The 14,480-nt window shown below is 68.5% G+C and carries 14 protein-coding genes; 4 read left to right on the top strand and 10 right to left on the bottom strand.

Annotated elements, in window-relative coordinates:
- Positions 1–81: 81 nt before the first annotated feature.
- A complete protein-coding gene (locus ACIRGA_RS07435; RefSeq protein WP_400937703.1) occupies positions 82–699 on the top strand; it encodes a hypothetical protein in 618 nt (205 codons plus the stop codon).
- Between the two features lies 1 nt (position 700).
- Here ACIRGA_RS07435 and ACIRGA_RS07430 read toward each other — a convergent pair whose 3' ends face one another.
- The gene (locus ACIRGA_RS07430) at positions 701–1,129 is read right to left on the bottom strand and encodes a MarR family winged helix-turn-helix transcriptional regulator (RefSeq protein ID WP_378413645.1); all 429 of its coding nucleotides are present in this window, start codon (positions 1,127–1,129) and stop codon (positions 701–703) included.
- 70 nt (positions 1,130–1,199) lie between these two features.
- Between ACIRGA_RS07430 and ACIRGA_RS07425 the strand changes: the two genes are divergently transcribed.
- Positions 1,200–1,808 (top strand): TIGR03086 family metal-binding protein, encoded by a 609-nt coding sequence (locus ACIRGA_RS07425; protein WP_400937700.1) that lies wholly within the window; start codon positions 1,200–1,202, stop codon positions 1,806–1,808.
- A gap of 51 nt (positions 1,809–1,859) precedes the next feature.
- Here ACIRGA_RS07425 and ACIRGA_RS07420 read toward each other — a convergent pair whose 3' ends face one another.
- Entirely contained in the window at positions 1,860–2,579 is a 720-nt protein-coding gene (locus ACIRGA_RS07420) for a TetR/AcrR family transcriptional regulator (protein WP_400937698.1), read from the bottom strand.
- A gap of 82 nt (positions 2,580–2,661) precedes the next feature.
- Between ACIRGA_RS07420 and ACIRGA_RS07415 the strand changes: the two genes are divergently transcribed.
- The gene (locus ACIRGA_RS07415) at positions 2,662–4,128 is read left to right on the top strand and encodes a carotenoid oxygenase family protein (RefSeq protein ID WP_400937696.1); all 1,467 of its coding nucleotides are present in this window, start codon (positions 2,662–2,664) and stop codon (positions 4,126–4,128) included.
- Between the two features lie 43 nt (positions 4,129–4,171).
- Here the strand turns inward: ACIRGA_RS07415 and ACIRGA_RS07410 are convergent, their stop codons facing one another.
- The 6 genes from ACIRGA_RS07410 to ACIRGA_RS07385 all read right to left on the bottom strand — a co-directional run bounded on the left by ACIRGA_RS07410 (position 4,172) and on the right by ACIRGA_RS07385 (position 12,011).
- Positions 4,172–6,934 (bottom strand): hypothetical protein, encoded by a 2,763-nt coding sequence (locus ACIRGA_RS07410; protein ID WP_400937694.1) that lies wholly within the window; start codon positions 6,932–6,934, stop codon positions 4,172–4,174.
- Positions 6,931–8,043: an AAA family ATPase gene (locus tag ACIRGA_RS07405; RefSeq protein WP_400937692.1), complete on the bottom strand. Its 1,113-nt coding sequence runs from the start codon at positions 8,041–8,043 to the stop codon at positions 6,931–6,933. Before ACIRGA_RS07405 ends, ACIRGA_RS07410 begins: the two co-directional genes overlap by 4 nt.
- 19 nt (positions 8,044–8,062) lie before the next feature.
- Positions 8,063–9,433, bottom strand: coding sequence for a VWA domain-containing protein (locus ACIRGA_RS07400; RefSeq protein ID WP_400937690.1), 1,371 nt, complete (start codon positions 9,431–9,433; stop codon positions 8,063–8,065).
- Positions 9,430–10,803, bottom strand: a complete 1,374-nt coding sequence (locus tag ACIRGA_RS07395; RefSeq protein ID WP_400937687.1) for a hypothetical protein — start codon at positions 10,801–10,803, stop codon at positions 9,430–9,432. The genes ACIRGA_RS07400 and ACIRGA_RS07395 overlap by 4 nt, the downstream gene beginning before the upstream one ends.
- Positions 10,803–11,300 (bottom strand): hypothetical protein, encoded by a 498-nt coding sequence (locus ACIRGA_RS07390; RefSeq protein ID WP_400937685.1) that lies wholly within the window; start codon positions 11,298–11,300, stop codon positions 10,803–10,805. The genes ACIRGA_RS07395 and ACIRGA_RS07390 overlap by 1 nt, the downstream gene beginning before the upstream one ends.
- Before the next feature lie 72 nt (positions 11,301–11,372).
- Positions 11,373–12,011, bottom strand: a complete 639-nt coding sequence (locus ACIRGA_RS07385; protein ID WP_400937683.1) for a haloacid dehalogenase type II — start codon at positions 12,009–12,011, stop codon at positions 11,373–11,375.
- A gap of 63 nt (positions 12,012–12,074) precedes the next feature.
- Here ACIRGA_RS07385 and ACIRGA_RS07380 point away from each other — a divergent pair, with 63 nt between their 5' ends.
- On the top strand, positions 12,075–12,641 hold the full coding sequence (locus ACIRGA_RS07380) for a CGNR zinc finger domain-containing protein (protein WP_400937680.1): 567 nt from the start codon (positions 12,075–12,077) through the stop codon (positions 12,639–12,641).
- Positions 12,642–12,753: 112 nt separating this feature from the next.
- On the opposite strand, the gene ACIRGA_RS07375 is transcribed toward ACIRGA_RS07380, so the two are convergent.
- Both ACIRGA_RS07375 and ACIRGA_RS07370 read right to left on the bottom strand, forming a co-directional pair.
- The gene (locus ACIRGA_RS07375) at positions 12,754–13,623 is read right to left on the bottom strand and encodes a 3-hydroxyacyl-CoA dehydrogenase family protein (RefSeq protein ID WP_400937678.1); all 870 of its coding nucleotides are present in this window, start codon (positions 13,621–13,623) and stop codon (positions 12,754–12,756) included.
- A 25-nt stretch (positions 13,624–13,648) separates the two neighbouring features.
- Entirely contained in the window at positions 13,649–14,326 is a 678-nt protein-coding gene (locus ACIRGA_RS07370) for a hypothetical protein (RefSeq protein WP_400937677.1), read from the bottom strand.
- Positions 14,327–14,480 lie beyond the last annotated feature (154 nt).

Raw genomic sequence — 14,480 nt, 5'->3', positions numbered from 1 at the left:
CCCCTCTCCGCGGTCTGGTCCCTCCAGCATGCCCGGGACCGATCAGCGGCCGGTCAGCGCGTCGCCGATAGGATCCCCGCGATGGAGGCAGCCGACGTTCTCGACGCGATCGATCCGCGCGAGGCACTGACCGTTCTCGGCCCTTCCAAGGCCAAGAACCGGGGCGGCCATGCCGAGGACACCGGGACGCGTTGGCCGGAGGCGCTGCTTCGCACGCGAGCCGAGGTCTTGGCGAAGTCGAAGGTCGAAAGCGGCGGTCTGCGGCCCGCGTGGCTCCGCTACAGCGGGAATTTCTACCGGAACGTCGGCGGTGCGCTGGGCGAGGCGGCCGAGAACGGGCGGACGCTGATCCTCAGCGGCGGCTACGGGATCCTGCGCGCCGACGAGCCGATCTCCTACTACGACCGGAAGCTGCGGCTCAGCGACTGGCCGCCGGGAGTGCTCGAAGACGCAGTACTGGCGGAAAGGCGCCGGATCGGCGCGGCGAAAGCGGTCACGTTCGTGTCCGCCAGCGCCGACTACGCGAAACTGGCCCGGCGGATCCCTTGGGATGTCGAGGCCTTGCTGGTCACGATCGAGTTCCACGGAGGCGGCGCGCAGGTCGAGGTGCCACGGCGGCTGGCTCAGGCCTTCAGCGCGTGGTGGCGCCGGTCGCCGTCGGACTATCCGGCCGGAATGATCGTCGAGGAGCTGGGCTGAGTCACGGCCACCTCGCTTCGGAAAGCACGCGCGCGGCCTTGAGGAACGCCTTGCGGTCGGCCGCCGACAGCTGACCGAGCAGCCGTTCCTCCTGCTCCTGGATCCGGGCCTGAGCCGACCTCCGCGACGCGCGGCCCGCCTCGGTGATCCCCAGCAGCCGGACCCGGCGGTCCTTCGGATCCGGCTCGCGGGTGATCAGCCCGTCCTCCTGGAGGGCGTCGAGGGTGCCGATGATCCTGGTCTTGTCCGCGCCGATCGCCTTGGCGAGCGCGGCCTGCGTCCGGACGGGCCCGTCGTCGAGTGCGCTCAGCACCACGTAGCCCCACATGGTCAACCCGTGCTCGGCCAGCACCGGCGTCTCGGCGTTCATCAGCCGTCGCATCAGCCCGCCGAGCATCGCCGCGAGATCCGGCCTCCCCTGCTCCGCCATGCGCAGACCATACCGACCGGAGTTCCGGAACCGGTTGACGAACTCGTACGCATGCGTAGATGATATGCGTATGCCTATCGATGAACTCCGCATCCTCGACGCCCTCGTGACCCGGACCAGCCTCGATCTCGTCACCAAGATCACCCCCGAGGACCTGACCAAACCGACCCCGTGCAGCGCCTGGACCCTGCACGGCCTGCTGGCACATATGGCCACCCAGCACCACGGCTTCGCCGCCGCGGCCGAAGGCGAGAGCCATCTCGACCACTGGCGGCTACTCCCCCTGGGTGACGACCCCATTGGCACCTACCGCGCCTCGGTGAACCGGGTGCTGAACGCCTTCGTCCCCCACGACCTCGCCGAACGGAGGTTCGCGCTCCCCGAGTTCTCCACCGAAGTCACCTTCAGCGCGGAGCAGGCGCTCGGCTTCCATTTCGTGGACTACCTGGTGCATTCGTGGGACGTGGCCAAAACCCTCGGCCTGCCGATCAAGTTCCAGCGAGAGGTCCTCGACGCCGGACTGCGCTTCGCCAAGGCGATCCCGGACGGCGAGAACCGAAACGCGCCGGGAGCCGCCTTCGCGCCGGCCGTCGACGCGGCGGGACAGTCCGATTTGGACACGATCATGGCCCTGCTGGGCCGTTCACCGTCGTGGCCGGTCCCCGCGGTCGCGGCCTGACGGCGACGGGCGCGACGGCCGGACATCGGTCGTCGCGCCTCGGCGGAGTGTTCACCGGCGTTCGATGAGCGCCTCGATGCCGTCCAGGATGCGACCGAGGCCGAACTCGACGTCGGCCTCCTCCATACCTTCCTCGCCGTACGCCTCACCGGAGATCACGGCGGCGACGCGTTCGTAGCCCCGGCCTTCGAGACGCGGCACCAGGAACGCGCCCAGCGCCCGGACTTGCTCGGGCGGGCTCGCGTTCACGTCCCGGAGCAGTGAAGCGGTACTGCGAACCCATCCGTCGACCAGGACCGCGCAGCCGGTCACGTCCTTGGCGCCCAGACCTGAATCCGCCATGCCCCCGAGGAAACTTTCCAGCCATCCCAGCAGGTTCGGCGTGCTCGGCGCACTCCGCACCGGCAAGTCGATCAGCCATGGATGGCGGCGGCAGCGTTCGAGGAGCGCGCGAGCCCAGGCGGTCACCGCGGTGCGCCAATCGCCGGACGGCAGTTCCGGCGGCGGCCCCCAGGCCGCTTCGGCGACGAGGACGAGCAGTTCCTCTTTCGAGCTCAGGTATCGGTAGAGCGCGTTCGCGGTGATGCCGAGACGTTTGGCGATCGACGGCATGGACAGTGCCGCATAGCCCTCCGCGTCGGCCTGCGCGATGGCCGCGTCGACGATCTGCTCGAGGCTGTATCCCGGCTTCGGCCCGCGCCGGGGCGCCGGGGCATGCCCCCAGGCCAATGCCGTACCCGGCGGCAGCGACTCGATCTCCACGTCGTCCATCCGGGCATTGTTGCACCCAAAACCGGTAAAGGCATACACTGTTCATGGCATACACAGTTTCTTAGGAGTTGGGGGAACGACCATGACCGAACCGACCAGGCGAAACGTGCTCCGCGGGGCGGCCGCGCTCGCGATCGGCGGAGCCGCCGGGACCTTCGGGAGCAACGGGTCCGCCGTCGCCGCGCAAGCTCCGGCGAAACCGCGCTACCCGTTCATCGAAGGCGCGTTCAAGCCCGTCACAGAGGAGGTGACCGCGTTCGGGCTGCCCGTCACCGGCCGCATTCCGAAGGACCTCTGCGGGCGGTACCTGCGCACCGGGCCGAACGTTCTCGGGCTCGAAGATCCGCGCGCCCACCACTGGATGCTGGGTGAGGGCATGGTGCACGGCGTCCGGCTGCGCGACGGGAAGGCCGAGTGGTACCGCAACCGCTGGGTGCGTGCGTCCGGCGTCGCGGCGAAACTCGGCGAGCGGTACCCGTGGCCGGTACCCGCCGAGGACTTCGCGCCGAACACGCACGTGATCAGCCATCACGGCCGCATCCTCACCCTGCAGGAATCCGGTGCCCCGGTGTACGAGCTCGACGACGAGCTGAACACGTTGGGGCCGTTCGATTTCAGCGGTTCGCTGGAGGGCGCCTACACCGCGCACACCAAGTTCGACGCCCGCGCCGACGAGCTGCACGCGGTGACCTATCACCCGACCTGGGATCACGTGCGGCATCTGATGGTCGACCGGACCGGGCGCGTGGTCCGGACCACCCGGATCCCGGTCACCGACAGCCCGATGATGCACGACTTCGGGCTCACCGAGAACTACGTGGTCGTCTTCGACGTGCCGGTCACCTTCGATCCGCAGCCGGGCAAGATGGTGCCCTACAAGTGGAACGCGGATCACCCGGCCAGGGTCGGGGTGATGAACCGCGACGGCGGCCCGGTCCGCTGGTTCGGGGTGGATCCGGTGTTCTACTCGCATACGCTCAACGCCTACGAACAGGGCTCCACGGTGGTGGTCGACCTGACCACGATGCCGGCCCCCTTCGAGGTGGCGGGCAAGCAGGGCTTCGGCGGCCCGTCGGCGTCGGGCCCGCCGGTGCTGGAGCGCTGGACGATCGATCTCGCGCAGGGACGGGTCCGGCGCCGCGTTCTCGACGACCGGCCGCAGGAGTTCCCGCGGGTCAACGAAAGCCTGGTGTCACGACGGCACCGGTATGGCTACTCGGCCTCACCCGGTGAACTGTTCGACGTGTACCTGGACAAGCCCTCCGGCGCCTTCGGCAACGCGCTGATCAAGCACGACCTGCGGAACGGACGCTCGGAAGTGCACCGTTTCGGCCGAGGCGCCGACGCGAGCGAAGCGGTATTCGTGCCGTCCTCCCGCAGCAAGGCCGAGGACGACGGGTACGCCCTCGCCTACGTCAACAACCCCGACCGCGACGCGACGGACCTGGTGATCCTCGCGGCGCAAGACTTCACCGCCAAGCCCCTGGCCCGCATCCACCTGCCGAGGCCGGTACCGCTGGGCTTCCACGGAAGCTGGGTCGCCGACTGACGGAGCGGGCTGTCGCCGGACGCTCCGGCGACAGCCCCTCGGTTCACACGACGGTGAGCACCTCCTCCAACGCGGCGGCGGACTCCGGATACCGTCCGAGCAACGCCAAGCCGGCGGGTGCGGTGCTCCTCCACGGCTCGTCGCAGCCCAGCAGACCGGCCACCGCGTCACAGGTCGCCGGATGCGCCGCCAGCAGCGCGAGGCCGCCGCTCTTGGCCTTCCTCGCCGCCGCGATGGGTTCCGGCTGGTCCTTCCAAGGCGGGACCCATTCGTCGAGGACCGCGAGCCGGCCGGGGAAGATCCGTCCGGCTTCACGCACGAGCAACGGCACCAGTTCGGCTCCCCGGGACCGCAGCGTGGTGATCAACGTCGGCAACCACGGCAACAGCAACCTGTCCGGAAGCTCGGCGAAGGCGTTCGACACCGCCTCGACGACGAAGTCGGCCAGACCCGGCGCCGGCTCCAACGCGTGGACGAATCCGCTGAGGTAGCGCGGATAAGCGGGCAGCACCATCGGATTCGCCAGCAGTTCGGCGCACCGCTCCCGCAACTCCGCGCGGGAGAGACGACCAAGCTGCACCTGCGCGGCCCACAGGAGCGCCACCTTCGACGGCTCCTGCGGATGCGATCCGACGATCGCCAGCTCCAGCTGCGTGCGGTCGCATCCCAGTGACAAGGCGAGCGACTCCATGCTGAACAGGAAGCCCAGCATCGCGGCGACCTGCTCGACACCGGCTTCCTCGTCGGCGAAGGCCGCCGGAAGCAGGGTGCAGTAGTGCGCGTACCCCGTCTTGACGAAGTCCTCGATCCACCGAGGCAGCACCGGCTCGCTGGTCCGGTAGTGCGCCAGCAGCCTCCGCACCCGCCGCAGCACCTCCGGAGCACCGTCGACGGTGCGTTCGGTGGCCAGCACTTCAAGGGCACGTGTGCCCAGCTCCCCCGCCAACCGGGCGCTGCGCAGATAGAGCGTCGAGTCTTCGACCGCTCCCAGCACCTTCGCCGCGGTGGCCTGCGGATGGTAGGCGGCCCGCCGAAGCCGTTGCTCCAGCACCTGTTCGACGCTGACACCCTCGTAACCCAGCTCGATGAGGGCTCGTTGGTGGGTGCCCAGCGCCAGATCCCACGACTCCTGGATCGGCCGCTCGCCGAGCCGCCGCTCGCCCATGATCGGCCTCGCCGCACCGTGCGGCATCAGGTAGCGCAGCATCCACAGCAGATCGGAACAGGGCTCCAGCTCCGGGCTCGACGCGATGTCGAGCAGCGCCCGCTGCACACCTCGTTGCTGCAGTTTGAGGTTCAGCGGCTCCAGCCTGTCGTGCACGTCGCGCGCCAACGGCGGCAACGCGTCGTAGCCAACCTGGCCGATCCGGTCGCCGCCCATCATGATCTCGACGAGGCGGCGTACGTCGCGCCTGCCGGGCACGACGTCCTTCTCGATGCAGGTGACCGCCGCGTCCTGGAAGTCGTACGGCGTCGGTTTGGCCCGGTCACGCACGCCCGCCAGCAGGATCGAGGTCTCGAACACCGCGATGGCGTCGGCCGTCGAGGCCAGGTACCCGTTCCGACGCGCCGCCCGGACGATCTCGACCGACCAGCCCAGCAGCTCGGCCTCGTCCAGCCGGTCGAGCACCGGAGGGCGTTGCAGGAAGCCGGAAAGCTGGTCCGATGGATCCACTGCCTCCGGCGTCGGCGCGGGCAGCTCCGCGGCTTTCTTCCGCTTCGGCCCGCCCACCTGCCCTTCCAGCTGGAACTGCTTGACCTTGGTGCGCTTGAGGTTCTTGGCCCACTCTGTCGCGGCGATCGACACCGATCCCCCGGCAAGCCCGAACTGCGCCTCGATCGAGGCGTGGCTCGACGGGATCAGCCCGTACTGCCAGGTGCTTTCACTGCGCGGGCTGATCACGAAGCCGTCCGCACCCTCGACGCCGAACTCGGCGACCCGGCTGGCCGCGTGGAAGGCGCCGCAGACGTAGAGGCACTCCGCGGGGTCGGCCCCCGAGGCGGCGAGGTGCTCGCGCATGCGGGTCCACATGTAGCGCTCGCGGTCTTCGTCCACCCGCACGTGCCGGGTGTCCCCGGGCGCGAGACGTCGGAATAGGCTGCCGATGAGGAACATGACCTGGCGATAGGTGTCGTGGTCGCTGTCGCCGAGCGGCAGCTCGACGTACTGGTGCCACCACTCCGACCAGTGCCGCACCCGCCCGTGCCGCAGCAGGTGTTCCTCGAGTTCGGCGAACCGGGGCCGCAGATCACCGATCTCGACGCCGACCGCGTCACCGTGCAGCGCGGCCTCCTCCTCGGCGGCGGGCGGCGTGTCCGGGTCAGCGGACGGTTCACGTTCGTTCCATTGGAAGACGTGGTCCGCCGACCGGTCGACGAGGACGAGCTCGACGCCCGGGGTGTCGAGGGCATACGCGATCGCCTGGTACTCCGCCGAGGCCTCGGTGATCGGCGCGACCACGGACAAGGGCGCCCACTCCGCGGGGAATCCCTTCACCTCCGTCGCGAAGGCCTGCACCGCCACGGGAAGACGGCAGTTGCGCAGCTCGGTCAGCAACGGCGCCATGTCCTCGCACAGTTCGAGGTAGACCACCTTCGGCTGCTTCTCCCGCAACCGCCGTGCCATCGCCACGGCCGACGCCGGGGAATGGTGGCAGACCGGGAAGATCTCCAACGGCTCGCGCACCGCGCGGTCGACGTCGTCGACGAGCCCGAGCAGGATGCCCTCCAACACGCCGGGACCGTCGGCGAAGGCGGCCGCGGCCTCCTGCAACTGGCCGCGCAACGCCTCGAAGGCGCCGCTCACGAGAGGGTGGCGATCGCGTCGCGGCCGCCGTCGAGGAACTCCGGCCAGTCCCCGCCCTCGTCCTTGCTGCGCGGCTCGACGACGCCGTGCAGGTATTTGTTGAGGATCGCGAGGTCCTCCGGCTCACGACGGGCGAGCGAGCCGACCAGCGAGGACGCCAGCGCGCGAGCGGTCAGCTCGCGTTCCCCGAAGAAGTTGCTGTGCAGCACCGCGTCTTCGAGCACGCCGATCTGTTCGGCCGTGGACAACGCGGACTCCAGCTTCTCGTCGTCGCTGCCCGCCGACGCCGCCGCGGCGCGAAGGTCGCCGAAGCTGCGCAGCAGCACGTCGAGCAGCGTCGGCGGCACGTCCAGCTCGATCTGGTGGCGGCGCAGGAGCTCCTCGGTACGGAAGCGGACGATCTCCGCCTCGCTCTTCTTGTTCGTCACCACCGGGATGCGGACGAAATTGAAGCGCCGCTTGAGCGCGGACGACAAGTCGTTGACGCCGCGGTCGCGGCTGTTGGCGGTGGCGATCACCGAAAAGCCAGGTTTGGCGAAGACGATGCCGTCGCTGTCCAGTTCCGGCACCGAGATGTACTTTTCCGACAGGATCGAGATCAGGGCGTCCTGCACGTCACTGGTGGACCGGGTCAGCTCCTCGAACCGGCCGATCGAGCCCGCCTCCATCGCGGTCATGATCGGCGACGGGATCATCGAGTCGCGGGACTGGCCCTTCGCGATGACCATCGAGACGTTCCACGAGTACTTGATGTGGTCCTCGGTGGTGCCGGCGGTCCCCTGCACGACGAGCGTGGAGTTGCGGGAGATCGCGGCGGCCAGCAGCTCGGCGAGCCAGCTCTTGCCGGTGCCGGGGTCGCCGATCAGCAGGAGCCCGCGGTCCGAGGCGAGCGTGACGATCGCCCGCTCGACGATGCTCCGGTCGCCGAACCATTTCTGCGCGATCTCACGGTCGAGGCCGTCGGCGCGCTCGGAACCCAGGATGAACAGCCGCAGCATCTTCGGGGACAGGCGCCAGGCGAACGGCTTGGGGTTGTCGTCGACCGACTCGAGCCAGTCCAGCTCTTCGGCGTACCTGATCTCGGCGGGGGCGCGCAACAGGTCGGACATGTCTTGCCTTTCGGGGAGTTCAGGAGGTGAGGAAAGTCTTGAGTTCGTGGACGAGCTTGGTGATGTGGCCGGAGATCACCGGCGTGCCGAGATCCTTGAAGCGCTCGCGGAACCAGGGATTGACGCTTCCCCGGCCGGCGCTGGTGACCGAACCGACCGGGATGAACTTCGCCCCGGACCGGTGGATCGCGGCCATGCTTTCGAAGAGCTGCTCGACGCGGGTCTCGTAGAAGTCGGAGATCCACACCACCACGGTGTTCGCGGGCTCGGCGATCTTCGGCTGGGTCAGCGCCATCGCGACCATGCCGTCGTTGCCGCCACCCAGGTTGGTGCGCAGCAGCGTTTCGAACGGATCGTGGACCCATGGCGTGAGGTCGAGCGCCTGCGTGTCGTAGGCGATCAGGTGAACGTCCACTTTGGGCAATCCGGCGAAGATCGAGGCCAGCACGGCGCAGTTGACCATCGAGTCCACCATGGACCCGGACTGGTCGACGACCGCGATGAGCCGCTGTGGGGTGGTCTTCTTCGCTGTCTGCTTGTAGTAGAGGCGATCGACGTAGAGCCGTTCCTCTTCCGGGCTCCAGTTCGTAAGGTTCTTCCAGATGGTGCGATCGAGGTCGAGGTTGCGGAACACGCGCTTCGGCGGGACCGAACGGTCCACCTTGCCCGTCGACGCCTTCTCGACCTGGGTCCGCAGGACCTCCGCGATCTCGTCGACGTAGCGGCGGATGAGCGATTTGGCGTTGGCCAACGCGACTCCGGACAGATTGTCCTTGTCCCGCAACAACTGTTCGATGAGTGACATACTCGGGCTCAGCTTCGCCGCGAGGGCGGGATCGGCGAGGACCTCGCGCAGATGCATCCGCTTGACGAGGTCCGCCTCGATGTCGCCGAGGTCCGGGCCGATCGCCGGGAGCAGGGTGCTCAGGTCGGGTGTCCCACCCCCGCCGGTGCCGCCGAGCCCGGTCGGAGCGCCACCGGGACGACCGGCGCGCAGTTCGCCCGGACGGCAGCCCAGCGCCCGCTCGAGCCAGCCCGCGTCGGACTGCCAGCACGACAGCCTGCTGGCCGTCACCGTGTGGGGCGGCTGAGCGAAGACGTTGAGCAGCACCTTTGACACGAGCGCAGCGCGCCGGACTTCCGCCGCCTTGTCCCGACTGTCCTCGGCTTCGGGGACCATCAGCCCGTCGAACTCGGCGGCCAGCTCCGGATGACGTTGGACGACCGAGTCGACGGCGACGTTCGGGTCCAGCAGTGCGGCCGGCAGGCCGATGTCCTCGACCACGGCCACACTCGCCGATTCGAGCGCGGCCTGCTCCTCGGTGTCGAAGAGCCGGGCGAGCAGCCGCCAGTACAGGACCTGGCGGCGGTTGTCCTCGGGTTCGGTCATTTCCGCAACAGCCTTCCGGCGCGCTCGCGCAGTACGGCCGCGGCGTCGGTGGCCGCCTTCTCGGCCTTGACCCCGACCTTGTCCGTGGTGCCACCGGCCCAGGCTCCGGCGTGCAGGGCGGTGGTCTTCTTGCGCACGGTCGTCTCGACGGCGAGCGGCTGGAGGCGGAATCCGCCGTCCCATCGGATCAGGCCGATACAGGCGCTGGAACTCGCGACCGCCTTCGGCGTCAGCGGACCGGCTGCCGGAATGCGATCGGTCTCGACGGGGAGCCGATTCCCGGCGAAGGTGAACGTGAGCTGGTCTTCGTCGCCCTCGATGTCGTAGCCCTCGAGGAAGACAGGGACGGCGATCCGCACCGGATGCCGATCCAAGGGCGCGACCACCGGCATGACGGCCTTCGGCAACGCGACACGCGCCGTCGAGAAGGCGTCCGCGGGCTCGCCGAGACGGGCCAGCTCGTCCTGCCAGAGCAGGTCACCCTCGCCGGTGACCGGCATGTCGACGAGGTCCATCGAACGGCCCTCGCTGATCGCCGTGAGCAGGGAAAGATGCGGGCGCAGCAACTGCCAGATCCCCGCGCCGATGATCGTGTCCGGCTTCGGCGCGGTCACATTCGCGCGCACGAGACGGGGCGCCGTGCCGTCTTCGGGTTCGAACACGGCGTGGACCTGGGCCTGCGCGGCCGTCGCGTGTTCCAGCAGATCGACCCCGAGCGGCAGCAAGCGTCCGGTGACCGTGCCGACCGCGGGAGTGGCGGCGGGCAAGGTCAGCACCATCGCCCGCGACCACAGGTCACCCCAGCGGCGGACGGGGACGCGATCCAGCGCCGCACCAGGACAGGACGCCGCGAGCTCAGCGGCGAAACCGTCGAGCAGGACGGCCAGCCGACGCAGGCTCGGCTCCGCCAGCAACGCCGAAATCACCTGCGCCGAGCCCGAGATCAGGTCGTGGTCGATGCCCTGCCACCCGGCGCGGGCCAGATCGGAGAGCCAGGAACGAGCAGCGGCCAGCAGATTCGGCGATTCTGTCTCGGCCGCTTGTCGAGTCGGGTCCTCGCCCAGCGGCCGACCGGTCGCTTCGGCGAGACGAGCAAAGACCGCGTCGTGCACGGAGCCGAACACCGCGATCCTCGCCGCCGCAAGGGAAACGAAGTGTTCCTCCCCCGCCGCACCGGCCGCGGTCTTCTCGGCGGCCTCCGCAACCCGCGCCGCCAACGGCGACCCCGCGACCGCATCGGCCAGCTCGGTCAAGCCGGCGATTTTCTGAGGACGAAGCAACCCGGCGACGAGCACGTCGTCGAAGGCGTCGACAACCGCCAGTGCCTCGTCGAGGCCGGCGATGGGATCGGTGAGCAGATCGACGCGCATCAGACCACCGCCCTGGTCGACGGGAACCACTGGAGCTCCGGCACCGGCGCCGTCGACGCCGCGAATTCGAGATATGCCAAGTGGCGCAAGAATTGGCTGAACACGGAAGCCGCAGCGGTGCTGTCGCCCTGGCTCGGCCGTGTAGCGCTCATGGTCTGCGAAATGGCTTGCGCCGTCGGCTCGGGAACCTCGACGCGCAAGTACCGCGCGACCCGCTCGGCACCGTATTGAAGGGTGGATTCGTTGATCAGGGCGAGAATATGGTTGCAGAACATGCCCCGAGCCCCGCCGCAGGGCCGATTATTGTTGGTACTACAGGAGAATTCGTACGTGCTCGCCGCGACCGACGAGACGTACACCCGCCCGATGTCCGATCCGCTGGACACCACGCCCTGCACCCGTCCGTCGGCCAATTCGACGAACGGGACCTTCGCGAGCTTGCGCGGGCGGGCCGGTGGCAATACCCGGGCCGTGCTTGCTCTTTCCCAGTCTGACAACGCATCTTCTCCTTGCGGGGGTGCCTCGGTGGGGACTGGGATGAACCTAGCGGGAGGCACCGACAGTTTTGATCAGGTTCGTGGTTTTCCGAGCTGAACGGCCAGATCCGCGAGGCCGTCGGCGTGGAAGTCGAACCGGTCCTCCGCCGAGGGCGGGTCGCCGACGGGCCGGGCGACGTAGGCGGTCCGGAGACCGACGCTCTGCGCTCCCCTCAGGTCCCACGCGTGGGCGGCGACCATGAGCAGCCGCTCCGGCTTCGTTTTGGCCAGATCGACGGCCAGTTCGTAGACCGCCGGGTCGGGTTTGTAGGTCCGCGCATCCTCCGCGGAGAGAGCCTGATGCCACCGGAGGCCGGCGTGGGAGTTGATGCGGAGGAGGCTCGTCCGGCTGGCGTTGGAGAGTCCGATCAGCGTGTGGTGTTCAGCCAGCTTGGCCAGTCCTTCGACGGAGTCGGGCCACGGCGAGAGCGTCGGCACCGCGTCCGTCTTGATGGCGATCTGAGCCGCTTCGCGGTCGAGAACGTCACTCGGGGCGTACGGCCTCTCCCCCGCGACGATGCGCCGCTGCTCGGTCTCGACGTGGCCTTGCCACAGCCTGACCAGCTCGTCAGCGTCGGCTTCTGGCGTGGCCTGCCCGACGGCAGCGCGGATCCCGGCCGACTCGTCGACGAGCGTGCCGAGTATGTCGAACACCAACGCGTCGATCTCCACGGTCAACCTCCTGTAAGGGTTAAAGTGTCGTTTAACCGCGAACGTACGAGAGGTTGGTAAGGGATGCAAGTAGCTTTAGACGATTACGCCTGGGCGGCAGGCGTCGCTACCGACCTGGTCAACACGGCGCCGGAGGTGTGGCGCGGCGAAGACAAACTGCCCGACCTGGCGTCTCTTGCCGCCTTCGCGGAGCTTCACTCGATACCCGTTGCCCCACGCACTGGCGATCTGCGCGCGGTTCACCGGCTGCGGGCCACGGTGCGGGACCTGATAGGCCACCCAGACCCGGCACACCTCATCGACGGCGCTTCCGCCCTCACAGCAAGGGCCGGCGCCGTCACTCTCGTCGACGATCCCACCCGATGGGCGGTTTCCCTTCGGCCGGGCACTTCGGTACCAGACGTGCTGTCGGTGATCTGTGGCGTCGGAGCACTCGGCGTTGTCCACACTCTCGGCGCGGAACGGTTTCGTGCCTGCAGTGCACCCACTTGCCGAGGCACGTTCATCGACACCACTCGGCCAGGCCGACGTCGCTATTGCATGCCGGCGCTTTGCGGGAACCGTGTCAACGTCGCCAACCATCGGGCACGCAAGACCTCTGCTCAGCCACCCGGATTCCACAACGCTTGAGCCGTACGCGCCATTCGTTTCAAACGTGCCGCCGGACCGGGACACGGGCTTCGTGGCGACGCGGCAGAAGCGCTTACCCGCGTCAGGACCGTGGATCCCCTGCCGACCGGTGTCACGACTGAGGATAGTGGTAGAAGCCTTCTCCTGTCTTGACTCCCAGGTTGCCGGCGTCGACATACTTGTGCAGCAATTCCCGAGGGCCGGCGGGAAGGGCGGGGTTCTCCTCCGCGTAGTGGTTTTCGATGTCGAGCACGACATCCAGCCCGACCTGGTCCATCATCTGGAACGGCCCGACGGGCATCTGCCAGTTGATCCGGAACATTCCGTCCACGTCCTCGGGGCGCGCGACGCCCTCGGCGACGACCGCCAGCGATTCCCGTTTGATGGCCGCCCAAATGCGGTTGAAGATGAATCCCACGCTTTCCTTGCGCGCCTCGAACGGGTGGATGTCGAACTCGGGAAGCACCGCCAGCAAGGTGTCCAGCAAGCCGCGGTCGGTCTCGCCATCGGACATGAGATCGACGGCCGGGGAGCCGGGCGGCATGTAGAAGTGCATATTGCACAGGCGCGTCTTGTCCTTCACCTTCTCGATCATCGTCCGCGATGGGTAGGACGACGAGTTGGTGGCGAAGATCGTGTCCGCGGGAGCCGCCTCGTCGATCTGACCCCACAGCGAGATTTTGATGTCCAGCCGCTCTGGCACCGCTTCGACGGCGAGCCAGGCATCGTCGAGAGCCTCGCCCACCGATGTCGCCGCCTCCGCGCGGCCGACGTCGCCGTGGCCACGCTCGGCCACCACACCGGGCAAGGTTTGCGCCACATAGTCGATGGCCGCGGCGACCTGCTCGGCGCTCGGGTCGTAGATCCGCACCTTCCCGCCCCGGGAGGCGAACATCAGCGCAATGCGCCGCCCCAGTGTTCCCGCGCCGAACACCGCCACCGGGCGGTCGCGGATGTCCTCGAAGTCATGCGTGTACGCCATGGCGTTCCGGCCTCTCGTTCCTTGTTCAGTCTTTGATTCCGGCGATCCCGGAAACCGGTTCGCCCAGATCGGCGAGGACGCGCGTGCCGCCGCCCTGTCCTTCCGGTAGCGCCACGGCGGAGATCCGCCCGCCGAGATCGGACACGTAGACGAGTCCGGCCTCGTCGTCCACTGCCAGGCCGATCGCCTCGTGGAAGCCGTCGGCGAGAATCTCCGGCGCCGTGCCCCGCCCGCCGGAGTTCGGGATGGGCGCGCGATTGAGTGTGTTCCCGTCCGGCGGGGCACCTCGGTCGGTCCAGTAGAGCCAATCGCCGCGGATCTCCAGATCGATCGGCTCCGGGAGGTTCTCCCACAACACCTCGACGTCCTGGCGATCCGCCGCGGTGGCTCCGGCCGGTATTTTCAGGCCTGCGCGGAAAATCCGGCCCTGCCCGCCCTTCGCCGGCCCCTTCTGCGTCCAGTACAGATAACCCGCGGTGGGGTCGACCGCGACGCCGACACACTCCTGCCGCCCGGTGGAATCGGGGCTGTTCACCACGAGGTCGGTCAGCCCGGTCCCGTCCACGCGCACGCGGCTGACGCGGCAGCCTTCGCGGTCCGCCCAGTACAAGGTCGTGGCGCCGTCGGACACGACCTGTTTGCCCGTGACGATGGAACCGGCCGGAACGACGTCGCGCGTATGGCCGCCATCGAGACTCACCATGTGCAGCCCCCCATCACGCCGCGAATAGTCCAGACTCCGTTCTCCCGTCATTCCGGGTATCCGAGCGGGAATTCCCATCGTGGTCCAATAAACGGCGCCATTCCGCACCACGACACCGTCGGGAAACGCTCCGGCGTGCTCGTGGAGAGTCGTC

Origin of the sequence: Amycolatopsis sp. NPDC102389, assembly GCF_044765885.1 — a bacterium.
In the GTDB taxonomy this organism is placed as follows: domain Bacteria; phylum Actinomycetota; class Actinomycetes; order Mycobacteriales; family Pseudonocardiaceae; genus Amycolatopsis.
Note: the sequence above shows the minus strand (reverse complement) of the source record. Positions and strands in the feature narration are given on the sequence as shown.

What these genes read in the sequence shown, in the direction of transcription:
- ACIRGA_RS07370 (WP_400937677.1), bottom strand. Translation starts at nt 14,326, where the DNA reads ATGGTGAGTCTCGATGGCGGCCATACGCGCGACGTCGTTCCGGCCGGT.
- ACIRGA_RS07435 (WP_400937703.1), top strand. Translation starts at nt 82, where the DNA reads ATGGAGGCAGCCGACGTTCTCGACGCGATCGATCCGCGCGAGGCACTG.
- ACIRGA_RS07405 (WP_400937692.1), bottom strand. Translation starts at nt 8,043, where the DNA reads ATGTCCGACCTGTTGCGCGCCCCCGCCGAGATCAGGTACGCCGAAGAG.
- ACIRGA_RS07425 (WP_400937700.1), top strand. Translation starts at nt 1,200, where the DNA reads ATGCCTATCGATGAACTCCGCATCCTCGACGCCCTCGTGACCCGGACC.
- ACIRGA_RS07395 (WP_400937687.1), bottom strand. Translation starts at nt 10,803, where the DNA reads ATGCGCGTCGATCTGCTCACCGATCCCATCGCCGGCCTCGACGAGGCA.
- ACIRGA_RS07415 (WP_400937696.1), top strand. Translation starts at nt 2,662, where the DNA reads ATGACCGAACCGACCAGGCGAAACGTGCTCCGCGGGGCGGCCGCGCTC.
- ACIRGA_RS07380 (WP_400937680.1), top strand. Translation starts at nt 12,075, where the DNA reads ATGCAAGTAGCTTTAGACGATTACGCCTGGGCGGCAGGCGTCGCTACC.
- ACIRGA_RS07430 (WP_378413645.1), bottom strand. Translation starts at nt 1,129, where the DNA reads ATGGCGGAGCAGGGGAGGCCGGATCTCGCGGCGATGCTCGGCGGGCTG.
- ACIRGA_RS07400 (WP_400937690.1), bottom strand. Translation starts at nt 9,433, where the DNA reads ATGACCGAACCCGAGGACAACCGCCGCCAGGTCCTGTACTGGCGGCTG.
- ACIRGA_RS07375 (WP_400937678.1), bottom strand. Translation starts at nt 13,623, where the DNA reads ATGGCGTACACGCATGACTTCGAGGACATCCGCGACCGCCCGGTGGCG.
- ACIRGA_RS07420 (WP_400937698.1), bottom strand. Translation starts at nt 2,579, where the DNA reads ATGGACGACGTGGAGATCGAGTCGCTGCCGCCGGGTACGGCATTGGCC.